The following is a 21,337-nucleotide window of genomic DNA, read 5'->3' as shown; positions in this document are numbered from 1 at the left end:
TAAAAAAAAGAGAAGGGGATAGACGTAACATCTATCCCCTTCTCTTTTAATATTTAAACCAACAGCTTATACCGCTGCTTCCTCATATGCACTTGCAGGTTCGCAGGTACAGATCAGGTTCCTGTCGCCGAATGTATTGTTGATACGGCTTACAGAAGGCCAGAATTTATTTGCCTTCACATATTCCAGCGGGAATGCTGCCTGCTGACGGCTGTATGGACGGGTCCATTCATCGGCAGTGATCACCTGTTGGGTATGCGGTGCATTTTTCAGTACGTTGTTTTGTTTATCGCTTTGACCCAGTTCTACCGCACGGATCTCTTCACGGATAGCCAGCAGCGCATCGCAGAAGCGATCCAGCTCACCTTTATCCTCACTTTCAGTAGGCTCAATCATGATAGTGCCCGGAACCGGGAAGCTCATGGTAGGAGCGTGGAAGCCATAATCCATCAGGCGTTTGGCCACATCTTCCGCTTCAATACCGGCAGCTGCTTTAAACGGACGGAGGTCCACAATGAATTCATGCGCACAGGTACCGTTAACACCGGTATACAGGATGTCATATGCTTTTTCCAGTCTTGCCTTCATATAGTTGGCATTCAGGATAGCAAATTCAGACGCCTGTTTAACGCCATTGAATCCAAGCATGCGGATGTAAGCGTAAGAGATCAGCAGGATGCTGGCAGAACCAAATGGCGCTGCAGATACGGCGTTGGATGGCTTGCCATCATTCAGTGTAACGTGTCCTGGCAGGAATGGCGCCAGGTGTTTTGCTACGCAGATAGGGCCCATGCCGGGACCGCCGCCACCGTGAGGAATAGCGAAAGTTTTGTGCAGGTTCAGGTGACAAACGTCTGCGCCAATCAGTCCGGGTGCGGTTAAACCTACCTGGGCGTTCATGTTGGCGCCGTCCATATATACCTGTCCGCCGTGTTCGTGTATTGTAGCGCAGATATCTTTTACACTTTCTTCATATACACCATAGGTAGATGGATAAGTGATCATGATACCGGCGAGGTCTTTACTGTAGGTGGCTGCTTTTGCTTTCAGATCGTCTACATCGATGTAGCCGTTTTCCAGCGCTTTTACAATCACTACCTTGAAGCCCGCCATTACTGCAGATGCGGGGTTGGTACCGTGGGCACTGATCGGGATCAGCATTACATTACGGTGGCCTTCACCTCTGCTCTTCTGGTATTCGCGGATCACCAGCAGGCCGGCGTATTCACCCTGTGCACCACTGTTAGGCTGCAGGCTGCATGCGTCGAAGCCGGTAATTTTGCTGAGGTATTCTCCCAGTTCTTCAGCCATCTGTAAATAGCCGCCTACCTGGTTTTTCGGTGCAAATGGATGCATTTTGCTCCAGTGTGCCCAGCTCAAAGGAATCATCTCGGTAGCTGCATTCAGCTTCATGGTGCAGGAACCCAGGGAGATCATGGAAGTATTCAGGGAAAGATCCTTGTTTTCCAGCATCTTCAGGTAACGCATCATCAGCGATTCGCTGTGATAGCTGTTAAATACAGGATATTGCAGGTAAGGAGAAGTACGTTGCAGATCGGCAGGGATACCGGTGGTACCACCGGAAACGGCTGCTGCATCTGTAGTACCTGCGCCAAATACGTGCAGGATGTCGTTTACATCAGCAATGGTAGTGGTTTCATCGAGAGAGATACCCACATTGCCATTGGCGAAGTAACGGAAGTTGATACCCAGTGCTTCTGCAGCATCTTTTACATCAGCGCCTTCAACTACGATAGTATCGAAGAAGCTGTCTGACGCCAGCTTCAGACCTTTAGCCTTCAGCTTACCCGCCAGTGTATTGGTGAGCAGGGAAATACGGGTAGCAATATTTTTCAGCCCTTCCGGACCATGATATACAGCATACATGGCGGCCATATTGGCCAGCAATGCCTGTGCAGTACAGATATTGGAAGTTGCTTTTTCACGTTTGATGTGCTGTTCACGGGTTTGCAGTGCCATACGCAGTGCACGGCCGCCATTGGCATCAATGCTCACACCGATGATACGGCCGGGGATAGAACGTTTAAAATCGTCTTTTACTGCAAAGAAAGCAGCGTGCGGACCACCAAAGCCCAATGGAACACCAAAGCGTTGTGCAGAACCAAAGGCTGCATCAGCGCCCATGTCGCCAGGGGAAGTAAGCAGGGTCAGTGCCAGCAGGTCTGTTGCCACACCTACAAATGCGCCCACTGCGTGTACCTGGTCAATGAAAGCACGGTAATCGGCTGCAGCACCCACGTTGTCGGGATACTGGATCAGCGCACCGAAGTATAGTTCGTCGAAGGAAGCAGTTTTGTAATCGCCTGTCACTACTTCAATGTGAAGCGGGGTAGCGCGGGTATAAATTACATCCAGCGTTTGCGGATATACGTTGTTATCTACAAAAAATTTAGGTCTGGTTACATGGTCATGATCCTTATTCAGCGCATTGAAGAACATGGTCATGGCTTCTGCTGCGGCAGTGGCTTCATCCAGCAGGGAAGCATTGGCAATTGGCAGTCCTGTCAGATCACATACCATTGTCTGGTAGTTCAGCAGGCTTTCCAGGCGGCCCTGGGAAATTTCTGCCTGGTACGGCGTATACTGGGTATACCATCCTGGATTCTCAAATACATTACGCAGAATAACACTTGGTGTAATCGTATCAAAATAACCCTGGCCAATATAGTTGCGGTATACTTTGTTTTTCAGTGATATGTCCTTCAGATGACGGAGATAATCACTTTCACTCATCGCTGCAGGAATAGCCAGTGGCTGTTGCATACGGATGGCGCCCGGAACGGTTTTGCTGATCAGCTGGTCCAGGTTGGAGGCCCCGATGGTTTCCAGCATCTGGTTGGTCTCTCTTTCATTCGGCCCTATGTGACGGTGCACGAATTCATTTTGTTGAATATCAAAAAGATTCATGATGTAAGCAGGTAATTTGAAATAGAATGCGCAAAGCTATGCAGATTTTAAGCAACGGCCAAACAATCAATACTGGCGGGGGAAAACAGTGATAAATGATACTTCAGGGATGGGTGTATATGTCATAATTTTGTCCACAGACTATTTACCTATCTTTGCACCAAATGAGCAAAATATTAGAAGACTGGGAACAGAAGGCCCAGGATAAGCAAAAAGCGAATAAACAGTTCCTCGCAAAACTGCAAACCCGCCGTGGAAAAGGAGTGGAGAAGCTGTTGCCGGATCTGCATGAGGAAGCATTCAGTAAAATCGACTGCCTCCAGTGCGGTAACTGCTGCAAAACCATCAGCCCCCGTTTTAAAGGGCCCGATATCAGGCGCATCTCAAAGCACCTGGGCATGAAGGAAGGTGATTTCATTGAAACTTATCTCCGGCTTGATAAGGATGAAGACTATGTGGTGAAGTTCACGCCGTGCCCCTTCCTGGGCGCCGACAACTACTGCGGCATCTATGATGTACGCCCCGGCGATTGCGCCAACTATCCCTACACAGACAGTTACGACTTTTTTAAACGCCCGAAGATCACCTACGAAAACAGCACCGTTTGCCCGGCTGTTTATTATGTGCTGGAAAAGTTAAAAGAAAAGATGGATTTATAGGTAAAGGCGGTTGGCGCTGTTAAAGGCTAACCGCCGCCTGCTAAGGCTTCAGATCCAGCTTGCGCATAGCCGGTGAAATAATATAAGTGGTGATCACCACGCCCAGCGTAACACATCCTCCAAATACCACCGACGGCACCAAACCCATTGCCCTGGCCATAAAACCGCTTTCAAAGGCCCCCAGTTCATTGGAAGAACCCACAAACATGGAACTTACTGATGCTACCCGCCCGCGCATATCGTCCGGCGTTTTTAACTGCAGGATCGTTTGCCGTATGATTACACTGATACCATCCAGCGCGCCACTGATCAGCAGCGCAAACATCGACAGGTAAAAGCTCGTGGAAAGACCAAACAATATAATGGTTAAACCAAAGCCGAATACCGCCGCCAGCAGCTTGATACCCGGTTTGTTCACCAATGGCTTATGGGCCAGTATAAACATGGTGACCAACGCACCCACCGCAGGGGCGGAACGCAGCAATCCATAACCCAGGGAACCCACATGCAGTACATCTGTGGCAAATGCCGGTAACATCGCTACCGCACCGCCAAACAATACTGCAAACATATCAAGCGCCATCGCATTCAATACCACTTTGGTTTTCCATACAAACCGCATTCCTTCAGTAAGACCCGTCACAAAACTCTCGCCCTTCGGTTTATAATAAACCGGCTTGGGCTTTATCTTCAGCAAACTGTATAAGGGCGCCAGGAAAATAAATACTACCATCAACATCGACCAGTGTACCCCGAACCAGTGAATGAAAAGCCCGCCCAGTGCAGGTCCCAGCACACCGCCTATCTGCCACGCAGAACTGCTCCACGTAGAGGCGTTGGCGTATAATTCACGCGGCACCAGCAGCGACATCAGGGTAAAGTTAGAAGGACTTGTATAGGCCCGCACAATGCCGCCCAGGAAAACCAGCAGGTAAATGAGGTTAAGCACCCAGTGCTTTGAAACGCCCGCCACTGCACGGTCCCAGGTTAACAGGAATAACCCCGAGCTGATAAAAAGATAAGCAATCACACAATAGAGGAGCATGCCCCGCTTCTCACGTTTGTCTACCATATGCCCGGCAAACGGCGCCAGCAACACGGCAGGAATTACTTCTGCCAAACCTATCAATCCCAGTGAGAAGGGATCTTTTGAAATTTCATATACTTTCCATTCTATAATGGCAAATTGCATGGCCAGCGCAAATACAAGCGCAAAGCGGATTACCAGGTAATAATTGAATTCCGGAAAGCGTAGCGAAGCGTATGGGTCGTTCTTTTTCGGTGCCGTAGTGTCCAACCTGATGAGTTTTTTGCGAAGGTACAAAAATCAGAAACGGCGACGGCAGAATATCAGGCAATCCGCTTCACCGCTCACCACAATCACTTCTTCCTTTCGGCTTTCTGGGTTATATTTATTCTGCATTAATACCGCAGTTCTATGGAAATACATACCCTTATTTTCCGGGCTTTATTACCGGCCATATTCATACAGTTTGCCTGCGCGGGCAATAATTCCAATGATGATGGTCCTGAGCCTCCGGCTAATGCGCCCCGGAAAGCGAAGCTGCAGCTGGTAACAGACCAGTTCATATCTCCGGTAAATATGGCCGTGCCCGGGGATGGTACCGGCAGGTTATTTTTCTGTCAGAAAGAAGGGAAAGTATGGATCGTGCAGCAAAACAAGCTGCTTCCCACCCCTTTCCTGGATGTAAGCAGCGATATGATTTCCGTAAATCCGGGATATGATGAACGCGGGCTGTTGGGGATGGCCTTTCACCCCGATTTTAAATCGAATCACAAGTTTTATGTGTACTATAGCTCGCCTGCTAAAAGATCCGGCTTCGATCACACCAGCCGCCTGGTAGAGTTTACCACCACAGCAGGGAATCCAAATGTGGCTAATACCGCCTCCAAAAGGATTGTACTGGAAGTGGATGAACCGGAATCCAATCATAACGGCGGGCAGCTGCAGTTTGGGCCCGATGGCTACCTCTATGTGGGGCTTGGTGATGGCGGCGGTGGCGGTGATAAGCATGGCACTATTGGCAACGGCCAGAACCTCAATACTTTACTGGGTAAAATATTAAGAATAAATGTCAATGGAACACCCTATTCTATCCCTCCGGATAATCCTTTCGTTAACCGGCCCGACACCCGGCCTGAAATATGGGCCTATGGCCTTCGTAACCCCTGGCGCTTTTCCTTTGATAAAACCACTAGGATGCTCTTTGCCGGTGACGTAGGACAGAATAAGTATGAAGAAGTAGACATCATTACCAAAGGAGGTAACTACGGCTGGCGGATCCTGGAAGGCACTCATGACTATAACGTGCCTGCGGGTGCAGACAAGTCGGCATTGATTGCACCTATCCACGAATACAGCCACGATGTGGGGATAAGTATCACCGGTGGTTATGTATATCGCGGCAGCGCCATCCCGGCGCTGAAAGGATTATATGTTTTCGGCGATTATAACGGGAAAGCCTTTGTACTCACGCCCAACGGGCAAAAATGGACCAGCGCTCCGCTGGAACTCACCGGTCGCCCGGCAGATAACCTCCAGATCCTCAGCTGGGGAGAGGATGAACAGGGCGAATTATATATGCTTGCCAGCACTTCCGGCAGCAGCGGATTTAAAGGAGCGGTGTATAAGCTGGTGAAAGAATAAAACATTCCAGCCACCTTAATCGTTTACTTCAGGTCCACCTTTCAGGCGGGGTTCCTTCGTGGATGCTTCGTAGATACTTCGTGGATACGTCGACAGCCGGTAACCACACCCTCACAGGTACTGTAGCGGGCGGGAAAAACAACGCTTTTCAGCCATGTATCTCGCCTGGTGCCCGTTTGGCCCAATTTTTTGTTAAAAGGAAATAAATTGCACGACCGACGGGTGATTTTATTTTATATTTGATTTGACAACGTTTAAGTTCAATTGAGATACATATGAGACTGAAAGTGATTATACCGGTTGTGCTGCTTAGCATCTCCGCAGGCGTGTTGGCTTTTAATAAGCTCGGACATAATGACGATCCTCCGGGTCGTTATGAGGTGATCATGAACCTGGTGGGGCAGATGCTGAAAGAAGGGCATTACCAACCCAAAGCAATAGATGACAAATTCTCCACCGAAGTTTTTAATAAATACCTGCGTAGCCTGGATACGGAAAAGAAATTTTTCCTGAAAACAGATGTGGATAAACTTATGCCCCTCGCCGTTCATATTGATGATGAACTGAAAGGGGCACCGATCGACTGTTTCCGCAGCATCAACACCCTGATCAAACAACGGGTGGCTGAAGCAGCAGCGATCTACCCTGAAATCCTGTCCAAACCTTTTGATTTCACCGTAGATGAAAAGGTAACACTGGACCCGGATAAAGTGGATTTTCCTGCAGATGAAAATGCCCGTAAAGAAGCCTGGCGCAAAGTATTGAAATATCGTACGCTGGAAAAACTGACCGATCTCCAGGAAATGAGAGAAAAAGATAAAGGGAAAGACAGTATTAAAACCAAAACCGATGTGGAACTGGAAGCAGAAGCACGCGTAAAGGTGAAACAACTGTACGACCGTTATTTTGAACGTCTGAAAAACAGGCAGAACGATAATGACCGCTTTAACCTCTACGTAAATGCGATCACCACTACCATGGATCCGCATACCGACTACTTCCCGCCGGATGAAAAACGCGCGTTCGAAGAACAGATGGCCGGTAAATTCTTTGGTATCGGCGCACAGCTGAAAGAAGAAGGCGACAAAATCCGCGTGGTAAGCATCGTTACCGGAAGTCCAAGCTGGAAACAGGGACAACTGAAAGCCAACGACGTGATCCAGAAAGTAGCACAGGGAAATACTGAACCAGTGGATATTACCGGTTACCCCGTAGAAGATGCGGTGAAACTGATCCGTGGTAAAAAAGGTACTCCTGTTAAACTGACTGTAAGAAGCGTGGACGGTACCACTAAAGATATCACCATCATCCGTGATGAAATTGTAACCGAAGAAACATTCGCCAAATCAGCGATCATCAACGGACAACATAAAATAGGCTACATCTACCTGCCGGAATTCTATGCCGACTTCAACGACCGTAACGGCGCCCGCAGCGCGGAAGACGTTGCCAAAGAAGTAGCTAAGCTGAAAGCAGAAAATGTGGAAGGCATTATCCTTGATCTCCGCTTCAACGGCGGCGGCTCCCTCCAGGATGTAGTGCAGATGGCCGGCCTGTTCATTCCGGAAGGCCCCGTGGTACAGGTACGCTCCCGTGGTGGCGATGCTGTAGTACTGCGCGACCGCGATAAGAATGTACAATACGAAGGACCACTGGCTATCATGGTAAATGAATACAGCGCTTCCGCTTCTGAAATTATGGCCGCAGCCATGCAGGACTACAAACGCGCAGTAATCATCGGCAGCACCCAAACATTTGGTAAAGGCACTGTACAGCGTCTCTTCAACCTGGATGATTTCTACCCGGTAAAAGACGGTGGCAGCCTCGGCGCACTGAAACTTACCCAGCAGAAATTTTACCGCGCCAATGGCGGTTCTACCCAGCTGAAAGGCGTGGCTTCAGATATTGTATTGCCTGATCCATACTACGAAGTAGCTGAACGTAAAGATTCCGATGCACTGGCATGGGATGAAATCCCCCGCGCAAGCTTCACCGCATGGTATAACCCGGTAAATGCAGAATCTCTGAAAAAGAACAGCGAAAAAAGAATGGCTTCCAGCGCAGCTTTCAAATTGCTCAACGAAAACCTGAACACTTTAAAGAAACTGGAAAAACAGGAAACTTATTCCCTGAACCTGCAGACGTATAAAACAGAACAGAAAACAAATACCGCTGCACTCAAAAAATATGATGCAGTAAATGATAAAGTAAAAGAACTCAATATCATAAACATCAAATCTGATATGGAGAAATTTGGCAACGATTCTTCCAAGATAGCCCGTAACAAGGACTGGATCAGGATCAGAACCAAAGACATCTATCTCGATGAAGCAGTGAACGTAATGAATGACCTGATCGTTCAGTCATTGCCTAAGATGCAGCGTAAGAATCAGTAAGAGAAGAGATCATCTTCTTACTAACATAAAATAAGAAAGCCGTTCAGGAATATCTGAACGGCTTTCTTATTTTATCGTATGATGATTTCGTTATTGTGATGCTCCCTTTTCCTTGCTCACTATTTCCAGCGCTTTCTTTACCATAGGATCTTCTGCATTGATGGCTTCATAGAAACCTTCTGTTCTGTACAGCTGGCGTGCCAGCATGGCTTTGAGCCTTGTGCGGATTTCTGTTTCGTCACGGGCTGTGAGATGATCCAGGCCAGGTATGCTGTCTTTTTTAGCGTATACTTTGAAGTCGCTGATCAGTTCAGGCGTAGTCTGGAAGTTTTTGGTGAAAGCCTCTGCGTTCGTATAAGATTTGAAAATTTCCCTGTGCGTGGTATAATACTGATAAGCAAAGTTGCTGAACGTATTGCGGGTATAAATGGCGGTTAAAGTAGGTGTAAAGCGGGAAGTATCAAACGGAATGAAAATATCCGGTGTAATACCGCCACCGCCGTAAACCGGGCGGCCTGCTGCTGTTTTATAAAGCACGGTATCGGTTATTTTGATACTGTCTTTGTTCACCATTTCTCCGTGGTGGTAACGTTCAATGATGTCGTCATCATAATCATCATGTCCTTTTCCGTAAGGTTTCTGGATACTTCTGCCGGAAGGAATATAGTAGCGGGCTACGGTAAGACGCAGCGCGCCTCCGTTGTCCAGGTCGTACTGCTCCTGTACCAGGCCCTTGCCAAAGGTGCGGCGGCCAATAACGGTGCCGCGGTCCCAGTCCTGTATGGCGCCTGCAAGGATTTCACTGGCGGAAGCAGAGCCTTCGTCCGTAAGTACGGCGAGGGCGCCTCTTTCAAAAAGACCCGGCCGTTTCGTTTTATAATCGGTACGGGGGAAGTCTTTCCCCTTCGTGTATACAATCAGTTTCTGGTCGTCGATGAGTTCATCGGCAATGCGGGTGGCTGCATCCAGGTAACCGCCGGGGTTCTGCCGGAGGTCAATTACCAGTTTCTGCATGCCTTGTTTTTCCAGCTGACGGATGGCTTTCATAAACTCATCGTAGGTGGTGGCGGAGAATTTGCTGATCTTGATATAACCCACACCAGGAGCCGCCATGTAGCTGGCGTCTATACTATACAAAGGAATAACGCCTCTCTTGATGGGGATGGTGATCTTTTTATCCTGTCTTAATACAATGGTGTTCACGGTAGAACCGGCAGGGCCTCTCAGCAGTTTGCGGATCTTTTCCGGTGTAATGCTGTTGCCGGCTACCAGGCTGTCGTTCACTTTCAGGATCTTATCACCGGTTTGTACGCCTGCGGTTTCAGACGGGCCGCCGCTCAGCACACTCACTACGTTCACCGTATCGGCAGTGATATTGAATTCTACCCCGATCCCTTCAAAGTTACCTTCCATATCTTCATTTACCCGTTGCAGTTCAGAAGGTGGTATATATATGGAGTGAGGATCCAGGTGGGTCAGTAACCCTTCTATGGCTTCCTGCTGTAAATCATCTGTATTAAGTGAATCTACATATTTCGCTTTGATCAGGTCCATCACTTCCTGTAACGGGCCCCTGTTGGGTTTGGTAAAAAATACAGTGGCCCCTCCGTTGTTCGATCCAGGCATTTTATGTCCGAGGAACATTCCCAGGGCTAATACAACTGCAAAGAGAAGAGGTAAAAAAACATTCAACTTCCTGTTAGACATAATCAGATTATTATCCCGCTAATTTATATGACCAATCTTTGTATCCATGTAGCAAAAGCACCTGGCGGAAAGCAATCTGCTGCATACATGTATCATCATCACTTAAACTTAAAGGGGCCATTTGTTTTTATGAACCCCTTTTGTTTAAATTGTGACAAAAATAGCATAAATCGGGTGCAAACTTTTAGGATTCTTAAATTTCATAAATAACCGGATATGGGTGCTGGAATAAAGTTAATTGCTGACAGCGGATCTACGAAGACGGAATGGGGCTTGCTGGGCGCGGCGGAACCGCTGATATTGAAAACGCAGGGCGTGAGTCCGTATTTTCAATCTGCGGAGCAGATCAAGGCCATTTTCGAAAAGGAACTGGTACCACAGTTACCTGCCGGCCAACCGGTAACAGCTATATATTTTTATGGAACGGGCCTGTCGCAGCCAAAGAACCTGCAGCTGGTATCCGATGCTATAAAGGCGGTATGGCCTGCTGCCACATTTGATGTACAGCACGACCTTATGGGGGCTGCCCGTGCACTTTGCGGCGCACAGGAAGGCGTGGTAAGCATTTTAGGTACCGGCTCTAATTCCTGTTACTATGATGGGAAAGAAGTGGTGAAAAATAATCCGGGCCTGGGTTATATCCTCGGCGATGAAGGCAGTGGCGCCTACCTGGGGCGTAAAGTGCTCCAGTATTACCTTTACCATAGTTTTGATGCCGACCTGCACGCCCGCTTTGAATATAAGTACCATACCAATAAAGATGAGATCCTGGAAAACGTATACCGCAAGCCGTTAGCCAACCGCTACCTGGCCGGGTTTACAGAGTTTCTGTCGGAAAACCGCGAGCACTACATGATCCAGAACATCCTGGAAGACGGGCTGAACGACTTCTTCTTTAATCATATTTATAAATACAGGGAAAGCTGGACCACCGCACTACACTTTACCGGTGGGGTTGCCTGGCACTTCCGCGACATCATCAGCGAATTGTGCGAACTCTATGAATTGCCAATGGGCAAAGTGCTGCGCACGCCAATGGAAGGTTTGCTGGAATATCATCGTTAATCATTTTTAACCATTCAATATGTCATTTGTAAAAGTAACGGAACAGGCTTCACACTATCGTCACCTCGAAAAGATGAGCGTGCAGGAGCTGCTGACGAACATGAACAAAGAAGATCAGACCGTTCCGTTAGCCGTGGAAAAAGCGATCCCGCAAATAGAAAAACTGGTGACCGCCGTAGCAGATAAAATGCTGGCAGGTGGCCGCCTGTTTTATATGGGAGCCGGTACCAGCGGACGTTTAGGTGTGGTAGACGCCTCTGAATGCCCGCCTACTTTTGGCGTGCCGCAGGGACTGGTGGTAGGATTGATTGCCGGCGGCGATACGGCTATACGTAAAGCCGTGGAGTTTGCGGAAGACAGCCGCACACAGGGCTGGGAAGATCTGCAGGCGTATAATATAACCGATAAAGATGTGGTGGTGGGAATCGCGGCCAGCGGCACCACGCCTTATGTAATAGGCGCCCTCAATGAATGCCGTAAGCATGGCATCGTAACGGGCAGCATCAGCTGTAACCCGGATACGCCGGTATCTGCGGCGGCCGACTTCCCCGTGGAGGTAGTGGTAGGACCGGAGTTTGTAACGGGCAGCACACGTCTGAAAAGCGGCACTGCGCAGAAGCTGGTGCTGAATATGCTGTCTACCGCCGTGATGATCCAGCTCGGCAGGGTAGAAGATAACAAAATGGTGAACATGCAGCTCAGTAACGAAAAGCTGGTAGACCGCGGCGTGAAAATGCTCATGGAACAATTGTCACTCACCGATTACGAACAGGCGCAACAACTGCTGTTAAAGGCCGGCAGCGTGAAAAAGGCAGTGGACGATTTTACCGGAAAATGATTTTAAAACTTTTGTACCCAGCAACCAGGTATGCATAACATAGAGCCATATTACAACTGGCGGCATTTGTACACCGCCGAAGAAGATGAGTACTCTCCGTTTTATGGAAGGGAATACAGTGAGTTTGAATATTCCAATTCGGTGTATAACTATTATATACATCCACAGTGGGATGAATTTGGCTCACGCAACCTGTACATGAAAATCCTCTTCATAGATTACCAGTTTAACTTCGCCATCATAGAATTACTGGGAGAATGGAATGATGCGATTGATAACGACATCATGACTATGAAGCGCAACATCATTGATACCCTCATCGCACAAGGCATCACAAAATATATTCTCATCACGGAAAATGTAATGAACTTCCATTCTTCCGATGATTGTTATTATGAAGAATGGTGGGAAGATATCCGCGATGAAGGTGGCTGGATCGTAAGCCTCAATATGCCAATACAAACCCGCGAAGAGTTTGAGAGAGCACGTTTGCACTACTATGTTCACCTGCTCGATGATGATAAATGGCGCACCTATCAACCATTACACCTGTTTAACATGGTAGATAATATCATGTTAAAACGGCTGGAATAATATTAATTTTCATTACAAAATGAAAGATATTATGCGTGTTTAGATGATTATAAATGCGTAATGAATGTGAATAATAATATATGCGTATGAAAACCTGATAAATATCATTTGGTTTTTATTTTTCCTGCGTTAAATTTGCCCGACATTTCAAACATCTTTTTATACTAGGAAGCTTAGAATTTTACTTATGAAGTGGTCACAGTTCTTTAATACCTCTATCGGTAAGAAGTTATTGGTAGGTGCTACCGGCTTGTTTCTTTGCAGTTTTGTTATTGTACACCTGGCAGGTAATTTCCAGCTGTTGTACAACGACGAAGGCAAGGCCTTTAACGCATACGCTGCGTTTATGGGACACAACAGCCTGATTCAGTTTATTGCCTGGGGGCTGAAAATTGTGATCCTGCTGCACGCGTTTATTGCGCTCCAGCTCACATTCAGCAACAGAGCAGCCCGTCCGGTGAAATACGCCGTGAACCCGGGTAATCAGACATCTTCCTGGTTCAGTCGTCAGATGGCCATTATGGGAAGTATCCTCTTAATCTTCATCGTTATCCACCTGGTTAACTTCTGGGGGAAATTCCACTACACGGAAATGCCCACCCGCACTTATGAAGGCAGCATTGAACCGCTGAAAGACCTGTATGCTTTATCTTATGAAACCTTCAAGAATGGCTGGCTGGTAGCATTGTACGTGATCGGTATGATCGGTCTGTCTTTCCACCTGATCCACGGCTTTAAAAGCGCCTGTCAGACCTTTGGTTTAAATCATAAAAAATACAACGGCTTACTCAGCTTCATTGGCATATGGTTGTTTGGTATCGCAATTCCTATCGGTTTTGCTATCATCCCCGTTGTAATCTATTTCAAATAATTCTGTAAAGTAAGGATATATGTTTGACGCAAAAATTCCTGCCGGACCATTAAATTCCAAATGGGAAGACTATAAAGGACACTGTAAACTGGTGAACCCTGCCAATAAGCGCAACCTGGAAGTAATTATCATTGGTACTGGTTTGGCCGGCGCTTCAGCAGCGGCTTCATTAGGAGAGTTGGGATATAAAGTAAAAGCATTCTGCTTTCAGGATAGTCCGCGCCGCGCACACAGTATTGCTGCCCAGGGTGGTATCAATGCGGCAAAAAATTATCAGAATGACGGTGACTCTGTTTTCCGCTTATTCTACGACACAGTAAAAGGTGGTGACTACCGCGCCCGTGAAGCCAACGTACACCGTTTGGCAGAAGTGAGCGGTAACATTATAGATCAGTGCGTGGCACAGGGTGTTCCCTTTGCACGTGAATACGGTGGCCTGTTAAGTAACCGCTCTTTTGGTGGTACACAGGTACAGCGTACTTTTTATGCTGCCGGCCAAACCGGTCAGCAGTTGCTCCTCGGCGCTTACTCCGCACTGGAACGCCAGGTAGCACTGGGTAACGTGAAAATGTATAACCGCCACGAAATGCTCGACATCGTGAAAATTGATGGTAAAGCACGCGGTATCATTGCACGTAACCTGATCACCGGCGAACTGGAACGCCACTTCGGTCATGCCGTGCTGATCTGCAGCGGTGGTTATGGCAACGTGTTCTACCTGTCTACCAACGCAATGGGTTCTAACGTAACTGCCGCCTGGAAAGCTACCAAGAACGGTGCTTACTTCGCTAACCCCTGCTTCACACAGATCCATCCTACCTGTATCCCGGTTTCCGGCGATCACCAGTCGAAACTGACCCTCATGTCAGAATCACTGCGTAACGATGGCCGTATCTGGGTACCCAAAAAACAAAACGATACCCGCAAAGCCAGTGATATTCCTGAAGAAGAAAGGGATTACTACCTGGAAAGAAGATATCCTGCATTCGGTAACCTCGTTCCCCGCGATGTGGCTTCCCGTGCAGCAAAAGAAAGATGCGATGCCGGTTATGGCGTAGGTACTTCCAAACAGGCAGTATACCTCGACTTTGCCGCAGCCATCGAACGTTATGGTAATATTGAAGTGGGTAAACGCCAGCTCTCCAATGTTTCCAAAGAAGAAATTATTAAACTGGGTAAAGAAGTAGTAGCCGAGAAATATGGTAACCTGTTCGACATGTACGCCAAAATCACCGGTGAAAATCCTTACGAACTGCCCATGCGTATCTATCCTGCGGTACACTACACAATGGGTGGCCTCTGGGTGGATTACGAACTGGGTACTACCGTTCCCGGCTTATATTCCCTGGGAGAAGCAAACTTCTCTGATCACGGCGCTAACCGCCTCGGTGCATCTGCACTGATGCAGGGCCTGGCAGATGGTTACTTCGTGATTCCTTACACCGTTGGTAACTACCTGGCAGATGAAATCCGCACAAAGGCAATCCCTACCGACCACCCTGCTTTCGTGGAAGCAGAAAATAAAGTAAGGGAAACCATCAATAAGTTCATCAACATCAAAGGCACCAAATCTGTTGATTTCTTCCACAAGAAACTGGGTAAGATCATGTGGGACAAATGCGGTATGGCGCGTAATGAAAAGGGTCTGAAAGAAGCGATCGAAGAAATTAAAGCGCTGCGTGCTGAGTTCTGGAAAGATGTTCGCGTTCCCGGTGAAGCCAATGAATTCAACCCCGAACTGGAAAAAGCCGGTCGCGTGGCCGACTTCCTGGAACTGGGCGAATTAATGTGCATCGATGCGCTGAACCGCCGCGAATCCTGTGGTGGCCACTTCCGCGAAGAATCACAAACAGATGAAGGGGAAGCAAAACGTGACGACGAAAACTTCAGCTACGTATCTGCATGGGAATACAAAGGCGATGGCCAGTATGAACTGCACAAAGAACCGCTGGAATTCGTTGAATGTAAACCAACACAGCGTAGCTACAAATAATGGTTATTGGTAAACTGTTTAACGGTTAGCCAGGATTATAAATCAAATAATTGTCCAAGGTATATGGAACATTATAACATGAACCTCACATTAAAAGTGTGGAGGCAGAAAAACAAAAACGATCAGGGTAGATTTGAAACATTACAGGCAAAAAACATTTCTTCTGAAATGTCTTTCCTGGAAATGTTTGATGTAGTGAATGAAGAGCTGATCAATGAAGGCAAAGAACCAATAGCATTTGACCACGACTGCCGCGAAGGTATCTGCGGTATGTGCTCCATGCATATCAACGGCCGCGCACACGGTCCGTGGGATGGTACTACTACCTGCCAGCTGCACATGCGCGCTTTCAAAGATGGCGATACCATTACGGTAGAACCCTGGAGAGCAGGCGCATTCCCGGTGATTAAAGATCTGACAGTAGACAGATCCGCTTTCGACCGCATCATTGAAGCAGGTGGTTATATTTCCGTAAATACAGGTAACGCACAGGATGCGAACTGTTTACCGGTAGATAAAAACAAAGCTGACCTGGCTTTTGCGGCTGCTGCCTGTATCGGTTGCGGCGCCTGCGTAGCAGCTTGTAAGAACTCTTCTGCCATGCTGTTCGTATCTGCAAAAGTTTCCCAGCTGGCATTGCTGCCACAGGGCCAGCCAGAAAAACAATCCCGCGCCCTCAACATGGTTGCGCAAATGGATAAGGAAGGCTTTGGTAGCTGTACCAATACCGGCGCCTGCGAAGCTGAATGCCCGAAAGAAATTTCCCTCACCAATATCGCCCGCCTCAACCGGGAGTTTATTGGAGCAGGATTTTCTTCCGAGAAATAAGCTGCGGAGTTTGTCTTACTCAGGATTAAACTGATTAAGCGGATTACATTGATTTTTTCTTTTATGATATTAGGGAGATGAGAATGGAATATCCATTCTTATCTCCTTTCTTTTTTCATTCGTTCTCCCAAAAACTGGAAATCTTCCAAAAAAATCCCAAAACCAATATCATCTCCCCCAATCATTTACAAAATCCCCCAAAATAAAATCAATCTAATCAGCTTAATCAGTTTAATCCTGAGTAAGACAACCTCCGCCCCCTCCGCTCATCCATCGAACTTTATCTTTCTAAATTTTTTTACTATCATGTGTTTTTTCCACGCAATGTAAAACAGAGAACATATGTCAGAACAATCACGCAGAAAGTTTATCAAACACATCGGCAGCACCGCCGCACTGCTCGGAATAGGCCAGCTGGCGGCCCTCGCAAAAGAAAAGGAACACGTAGAAATATTACAGCCTGAAAAAAGGATCGCTCCAAACGACAAAATCCGGATCGCCTGTGTAGGAATGGGCATCATGGGATTCGGGGATGTGGAAACCGCCATCAAAGTGCCGGGAGTGGAATTTGTGGGCGCTGCTGATCTGTACACCGGTCACCTTACAAAAGTGAAAGACGTATTCGGTCCGCAGGTATACACCACCCGCGACTACCGCGAACTACTGAAACGAAAAGATATAGACGCCATCATAGTAGCTACACCCGACCACTGGCACGATACCATTGCCATTGCCGCAATGGAAGCCGGTAAAGCCGTGTACTGTGAAAAGCCGATGGTACAGCAGATAGAAGAAGGGCATAAAGTAATTGCCGCACAGCAACGCACCAAAGCCGTTTTCCAGGTGGGCAGCCAGCGCGTTAGCAGCGTGGCCCTCGCAGAAGCGCGTAAACGTTACCAGGCAGGCGAAATAGGACAACTGAACGTGGTAGAGGCCCGGATGGACCGCCACAGCGCGCTCGGCGCCTGGCAATACTCCATCCCGCCGGATGCTTCACCCGCTACCGTAGACTTTGACACCTTCCTGAAAGATACAGCCAAAATGCCTTTCGACCTGGTACGCTTCTTCCGCTGGCGTAATTACCGCGCCTATGGCACCGGTATCCCCGGAGATCTGTTTGTACACCTGATCTCCGGACTGCATTTCATTACCGGATCGCTCGGTCCCACTTCTATTTATGCCAGCGGCAACCTGGTGCAATGGAAAGATGGCCGCGATGTGCCGGATGTGGTAGTAGCCATTTTCGACTACCCCGAAACAAAAGAACATCCCGCCTTCCAGATGACACTCCGCGTGAACTTTGCTGATGGCAGCGGTGGCGGCGAATACACCCGTTTTATTGGTACCGATGGCGTGCTGGAACTGGGCTGGAATGATTTCAAAATCAAAAAACACAAACTGCCGGAAGCGCCGGGCTATGGTGGCTGGGATACCTATAACACATTTACCAAACAACAACAGGCGCAATACGTGCAGGAGTATAACGCCAAATACCCCACAGATAAACGGAATACAGTGGAAACCTCCAGCGCTTTTGCTTCTCCCAAAGGATACGACGACCGCCTGGACCACTTCACCAACTTCTTTGAATCCATGCGCTCCGGTAAACCGGTGGTGGAAGATGCCGTATTTGGTCTCCGCGCCGCAGGACCAGCCCTGGTAACAAATGAAAGCTACTTCAGCAAAAAACTGATCAACTGGGACCCGGTGAATATGAAAATAGTGTAAGGAGAATTCGTAATTTGTAATGCTTTTGAGTTAAAACCTTACTATTTAAATCTATCTCCTATGTTTAAAAACTTCCAGGGTAATTGTTGGTTGCTTTTGGGAACGGTGCTCTTGTCTTGTAATCAAAAGAAAAATACTATGAATGACCAGGCTGATATAAAACCTCCTGTAGCGGAAAAGATAGCTAAAGAACTCAGCATCCACGGCGACAAACGGATCGATAATTATTATTGGATGAACAACCGGGAAGATCCGAAAGTACTGTCCTGGCTGAACGCAGAAAACGCTTACCTCGACACGATCCTGTCGCCCGAAAAAAAGCTCCGCGAAAAACTCTTCACCGAGATGAAATCCCGGATCAAGGAAACAGATATGAGTGTGCCCTATCTTAAAAACGGTTATTATTACTATACCCGTTATGAAGAAGGGAAAGAGTACCCCGTGCATTGCCGTAAGAAAGGCAGCCTGGAAGCGCCGGAAGAGGTGATCCTGAACGTAAACGAACTGGCTGCAGGCCACGCCTATTGCCAGGTAGCCGGATTGAGTGTAAGTCCCGATGCGAAATTACTCGCCTACGGAATCGATACGGTAAGCCGCAGACGTTATATCATCCGGATCAAAAACCTGGAAACAAACGAACTGCTGAAAGACGAAATCCATGAAACCACCGCCGGCAGCACCTGGGCCAGTGATAATAAAACCCTGTTCTATTCCCGCAAAGATACCGTTACCCTCCGGGCCGATCGTATCATGCGGCACTCACTGGGTGTTGCAACCGATAAGGAAGTGTATCATGAAGCCGATGAAACGTTTAATGTAGAGGTATCCAAAACAAAATCCGGTAAGTATATTATTATCAACAGCGAAAGCACGTTGTCGTCTGAAAGCAGGATCCTGGATGCGGCCAAACCCAATGAAGAATTCCGCATTTTCCACCCGCGTGAAAAAGAGATGCTGTACTACGTGGATCATCGTGATGATAAATTCTACATTACCACCAACTGGAATGCACTCAACTTCCGCCTGATGGAAACCGCACTGGATAAAACTTCCCGGCAAAACTGGAAAGAGCTGATCCCCAACCGCAGCGATGTATTGCTGGAAGGAGTGGAGCTGTTTAAAGAGTATACGGTACTGGAAGAAAGAAAAGGCGGTTTAACGCATATCCGGATCATCAACGACAAAACCCATACAGAAAAATACCTGCCCTTTTCAGAAACCGCATACACTGCTTCCGTTAGCAGTAACCCGGAAATGGACAGCAAAGAACTGCGGTATAACTATACTTCCATGATCACACCCAACTCTGTGTATGATTACAACATGGAAACAGGCGCCAGTGAACTGAAACGTCAGCAGGAAGTACTGGGCGGTTATGATCCGAAAGATTACACCACAGAGAGATTATTTGCCACTGCCACAGATGGTACCAAAATTCCGGTGTCGATTGTGTATAAGAAAACGTTTGAGAAAAATGGCAAGGGCCCGTTATTGCTGTATGGATACGGTTCTTACGGCAGCAGCATGGATGCCACTTTCAGCTCTACGCGGTTAAGTTTACTGGATCGTGGTTTTGCTTTTGCTATTGCACATATCCGTGGCGGCCAGGAAATGGGGCGGCAGTGGTATGAAGACGGCAAGATGTTTAAAAAGAAAAACACCTTCACCGATTTCATCGCCTGCGCCAAATTCCTGGTACAGCAGCATTACACCGACTCCGCACATCTTTATGCGATGGGCGGCAGTGCAGGCGGTCTGCTGATGGGTGCTGTAGCCAATATGGAGCCTACGTTGTTCAATGGCATTGTGGCACAGGTGCCTTTTGTAGATGTGGTTACCACCATGCTCGATGAAAGTATTCCGCTCACCACCGGTGAGTTTGATGAGTGGGGCAATCCAAAAAATAAAGATTCTTACGATTACATGAAGTCCTATTCTCCTTACGATAATGTGGAGCAGAAGGCATATCCGAATATGCTGGTCACCACCGGGTTGCACGATTCACAGGTACAGTACTGGGAACCGGCCAAGTGGGTGGCGAAGCTAAGGGAAATGAAAACAGATCATCATTTACTGCTGTTGCATACCAATATGGAAGCCGGCCACGGTGGCGCTTCCGGAAGATTTAAAGCACTGGAGGAAGTGGCGCTGGAGTATTCGTTCCTGTTAAAGCTTGAAGGAAAATAAAGAAGAGAAATAAAAATGTAAAGCCTGCCGGTATCATTTGCCGGCAGGCTTTATTTATTTGGTGAGCATCTTTGCAGATGTTACTGTTTTACCGTAAAAGATCTCCGCCATTTTATCAAAAATGGCCGGGTCATCGGTTGTATAAAAAGTACGTTGCTGTTGCTTACTCAACCTGCTTTCCATTTCAGGATGGCGTTTCAGATAATCTTTCAGGCTGTGTGCCACAATTTTTCCCTGCGACAAAACAGTGATACCGCCTGGTAAAAACTGTTTAATCTTTTTCATCAGCAGGGGATAATGGGTGCAGCCAAGCACCAGGGTATCGATGCCAGGTGAGGGCAGCAATATTTTATCCAGGTACTCTTTTACAAAGTAGTCTGCTCCTTCGTTTTCGTGTTCATTATTTTCAATCAGCGGTACCCACATAGGGCAGGCCAGCTGATGTGTTTTTACGTGCGGGAAAAACTTTTGGATTTCCAGCGGGTAAGATTCGGACGATACGGTACCGTTGGTGGCCAGTATGCCTACTTCACCGGTTTGCGTGATGGTGCCCACCATTTCAGAAGTAGGACGGATCACGCCCAGCACCCGGTTATCGGGAGCAATATTGGGCAGGTCTTTTTGCTGGATGGTACGCAGCGCTTTGGCCGAAGCGGTGTTACAGGCAAGTATTACCAGCGGGCAACCCATTGCAAACAGTTTCTGCACACATTCCAGCGTATACGCATGAATGGTATCAAAGCCACGGTTGCCATAAGGTGCGCGGGCGTTATCGCCCAGGTAGATGTAATCGTATTGCGGGAGTTCCGCTACTATTTCTTTGAGTACGGTTAAGCCGCCGTAGCCGGAGTCGAATATGCCTATCGGACCCATGA

The 21,337-nt window shown here is 47.7% G+C and carries 15 protein-coding genes; 11 read left to right on the top strand and 4 right to left on the bottom strand.

The window, feature by feature from the left end; genetic code table 11:
* Nucleotides 1-66 precede the first annotated feature (66 nt).
* Nucleotides 67-2,928 carry an aminomethyl-transferring glycine dehydrogenase gene (gene gcvP / locus B5Z18_RS15855; RefSeq protein WP_079470458.1) on the bottom strand — a complete coding sequence of 954 codons (2,862 nt, stop codon included), beginning with the start codon at nt 2,926-2,928 and terminating at the stop codon, nt 67-69.
* A gap of 164 nt (nt 2,929-3,092) precedes the next feature.
* Here gcvP and B5Z18_RS15850 point away from each other — a divergent pair, with 164 nt between their 5' ends.
* The gene (locus B5Z18_RS15850; RefSeq protein ID WP_079470457.1) at nt 3,093-3,587 is read left to right on the top strand and encodes a YkgJ family cysteine cluster protein; all 495 of its coding nucleotides are present in this window, start codon (nt 3,093-3,095) and stop codon (nt 3,585-3,587) included.
* A 40-nt stretch (nt 3,588-3,627) separates the two neighbouring features.
* On the opposite strand, the gene B5Z18_RS15845 is transcribed toward B5Z18_RS15850, so the two are convergent.
* Nucleotides 3,628-4,884, bottom strand: coding sequence for an MFS transporter (locus tag B5Z18_RS15845; protein WP_079470456.1), 1,257 nt, complete (start codon nt 4,882-4,884; stop codon nt 3,628-3,630).
* A 141-nt stretch (nt 4,885-5,025) separates the two neighbouring features.
* On the opposite strand from B5Z18_RS15845, the gene B5Z18_RS15840 reads away from it, so the two are divergent.
* Together B5Z18_RS15840 and B5Z18_RS15835 are read left to right on the top strand one after the other, a co-directional pair.
* Nucleotides 5,026-6,255, top strand: a complete 1,230-nt coding sequence (locus tag B5Z18_RS15840; RefSeq protein WP_079470455.1) for a PQQ-dependent sugar dehydrogenase — start codon at nt 5,026-5,028, stop codon at nt 6,253-6,255.
* Between the two features lie 275 nt (nt 6,256-6,530).
* Nucleotides 6,531-8,651 carry a carboxy terminal-processing peptidase gene (locus B5Z18_RS15835; protein WP_079470454.1) on the top strand — a complete coding sequence of 707 codons (2,121 nt, stop codon included), beginning with the start codon at nt 6,531-6,533 and terminating at the stop codon, nt 8,649-8,651.
* Between the two features lie 90 nt (nt 8,652-8,741).
* Here the strand turns inward: B5Z18_RS15835 and B5Z18_RS15830 are convergent, their stop codons facing one another.
* The gene (locus tag B5Z18_RS15830) at nt 8,742-10,358 is read right to left on the bottom strand and encodes a S41 family peptidase (RefSeq protein ID WP_235015941.1); all 1,617 of its coding nucleotides are present in this window, start codon (nt 10,356-10,358) and stop codon (nt 8,742-8,744) included.
* A gap of 216 nt (nt 10,359-10,574) precedes the next feature.
* On the opposite strand from B5Z18_RS15830, the gene B5Z18_RS15825 reads away from it, so the two are divergent.
* The 8 genes from B5Z18_RS15825 (at nt 10,575) to B5Z18_RS15790 (ending at nt 20,462) form a co-directional block, all read left to right on the top strand.
* The gene (locus B5Z18_RS15825) at nt 10,575-11,423 is read left to right on the top strand and encodes a BadF/BadG/BcrA/BcrD ATPase family protein (RefSeq protein WP_079470452.1); all 849 of its coding nucleotides are present in this window, start codon (nt 10,575-10,577) and stop codon (nt 11,421-11,423) included.
* Nucleotides 11,424-11,442: 19 nt separating this feature from the next.
* Nucleotides 11,443-12,261, top strand: a complete 819-nt coding sequence (gene murQ / locus B5Z18_RS15820) for an N-acetylmuramic acid 6-phosphate etherase (protein WP_079470451.1) — start codon at nt 11,443-11,445, stop codon at nt 12,259-12,261.
* A gap of 30 nt (nt 12,262-12,291) precedes the next feature.
* Nucleotides 12,292-12,855, top strand: coding sequence for a hypothetical protein (locus B5Z18_RS15815; RefSeq protein ID WP_079470450.1), 564 nt, complete (start codon nt 12,292-12,294; stop codon nt 12,853-12,855).
* Between the two features lie 187 nt (nt 12,856-13,042).
* The gene (locus B5Z18_RS15810) at nt 13,043-13,726 is read left to right on the top strand and encodes a succinate dehydrogenase cytochrome b subunit (protein WP_079470449.1); all 684 of its coding nucleotides are present in this window, start codon (nt 13,043-13,045) and stop codon (nt 13,724-13,726) included.
* Between the two features lie 19 nt (nt 13,727-13,745).
* Nucleotides 13,746-15,719: a fumarate reductase/succinate dehydrogenase flavoprotein subunit gene (locus B5Z18_RS15805; protein WP_079470448.1), complete on the top strand. Its 1,974-nt coding sequence runs from the start codon at nt 13,746-13,748 to the stop codon at nt 15,717-15,719.
* A gap of 63 nt (nt 15,720-15,782) precedes the next feature.
* Nucleotides 15,783-16,547 (top strand): succinate dehydrogenase/fumarate reductase iron-sulfur subunit, encoded by a 765-nt coding sequence (locus B5Z18_RS15800; RefSeq protein WP_079470447.1) that lies wholly within the window; start codon nt 15,783-15,785, stop codon nt 16,545-16,547.
* Nucleotides 16,548-16,889: 342 nt separating this feature from the next.
* On the top strand, nt 16,890-18,275 hold the full coding sequence (locus tag B5Z18_RS15795; RefSeq protein ID WP_079470446.1) for a Gfo/Idh/MocA family protein: 1,386 nt from the start codon (nt 16,890-16,892) through the stop codon (nt 18,273-18,275).
* Between the two features lie 138 nt (nt 18,276-18,413).
* Nucleotides 18,414-20,462 carry a S9 family peptidase gene (locus tag B5Z18_RS15790; RefSeq protein ID WP_235015940.1) on the top strand — a complete coding sequence of 683 codons (2,049 nt, stop codon included), beginning with the start codon at nt 18,414-18,416 and terminating at the stop codon, nt 20,460-20,462.
* A gap of 54 nt (nt 20,463-20,516) precedes the next feature.
* On the opposite strand, the gene murI is transcribed toward B5Z18_RS15790, so the two are convergent.
* Nucleotides 20,517-21,335, bottom strand: a complete 819-nt coding sequence (murI, locus tag B5Z18_RS15785; RefSeq protein ID WP_079470444.1) for a glutamate racemase — start codon at nt 21,333-21,335, stop codon at nt 20,517-20,519.
* Between the last annotated feature and the right edge of the window lie 2 nt (nt 21,336-21,337).

It is taken from the genome of Chitinophaga ginsengisegetis (assembly GCF_900168065.1).
Classification (GTDB): Bacteria; Bacteroidota; Bacteroidia; order Chitinophagales; family Chitinophagaceae; genus Chitinophaga; species Chitinophaga ginsengisegetis.
The sequence above is the reverse complement of the archived record's forward strand: the minus strand, read 5'-3'. Positions and strand labels throughout refer to the sequence as shown.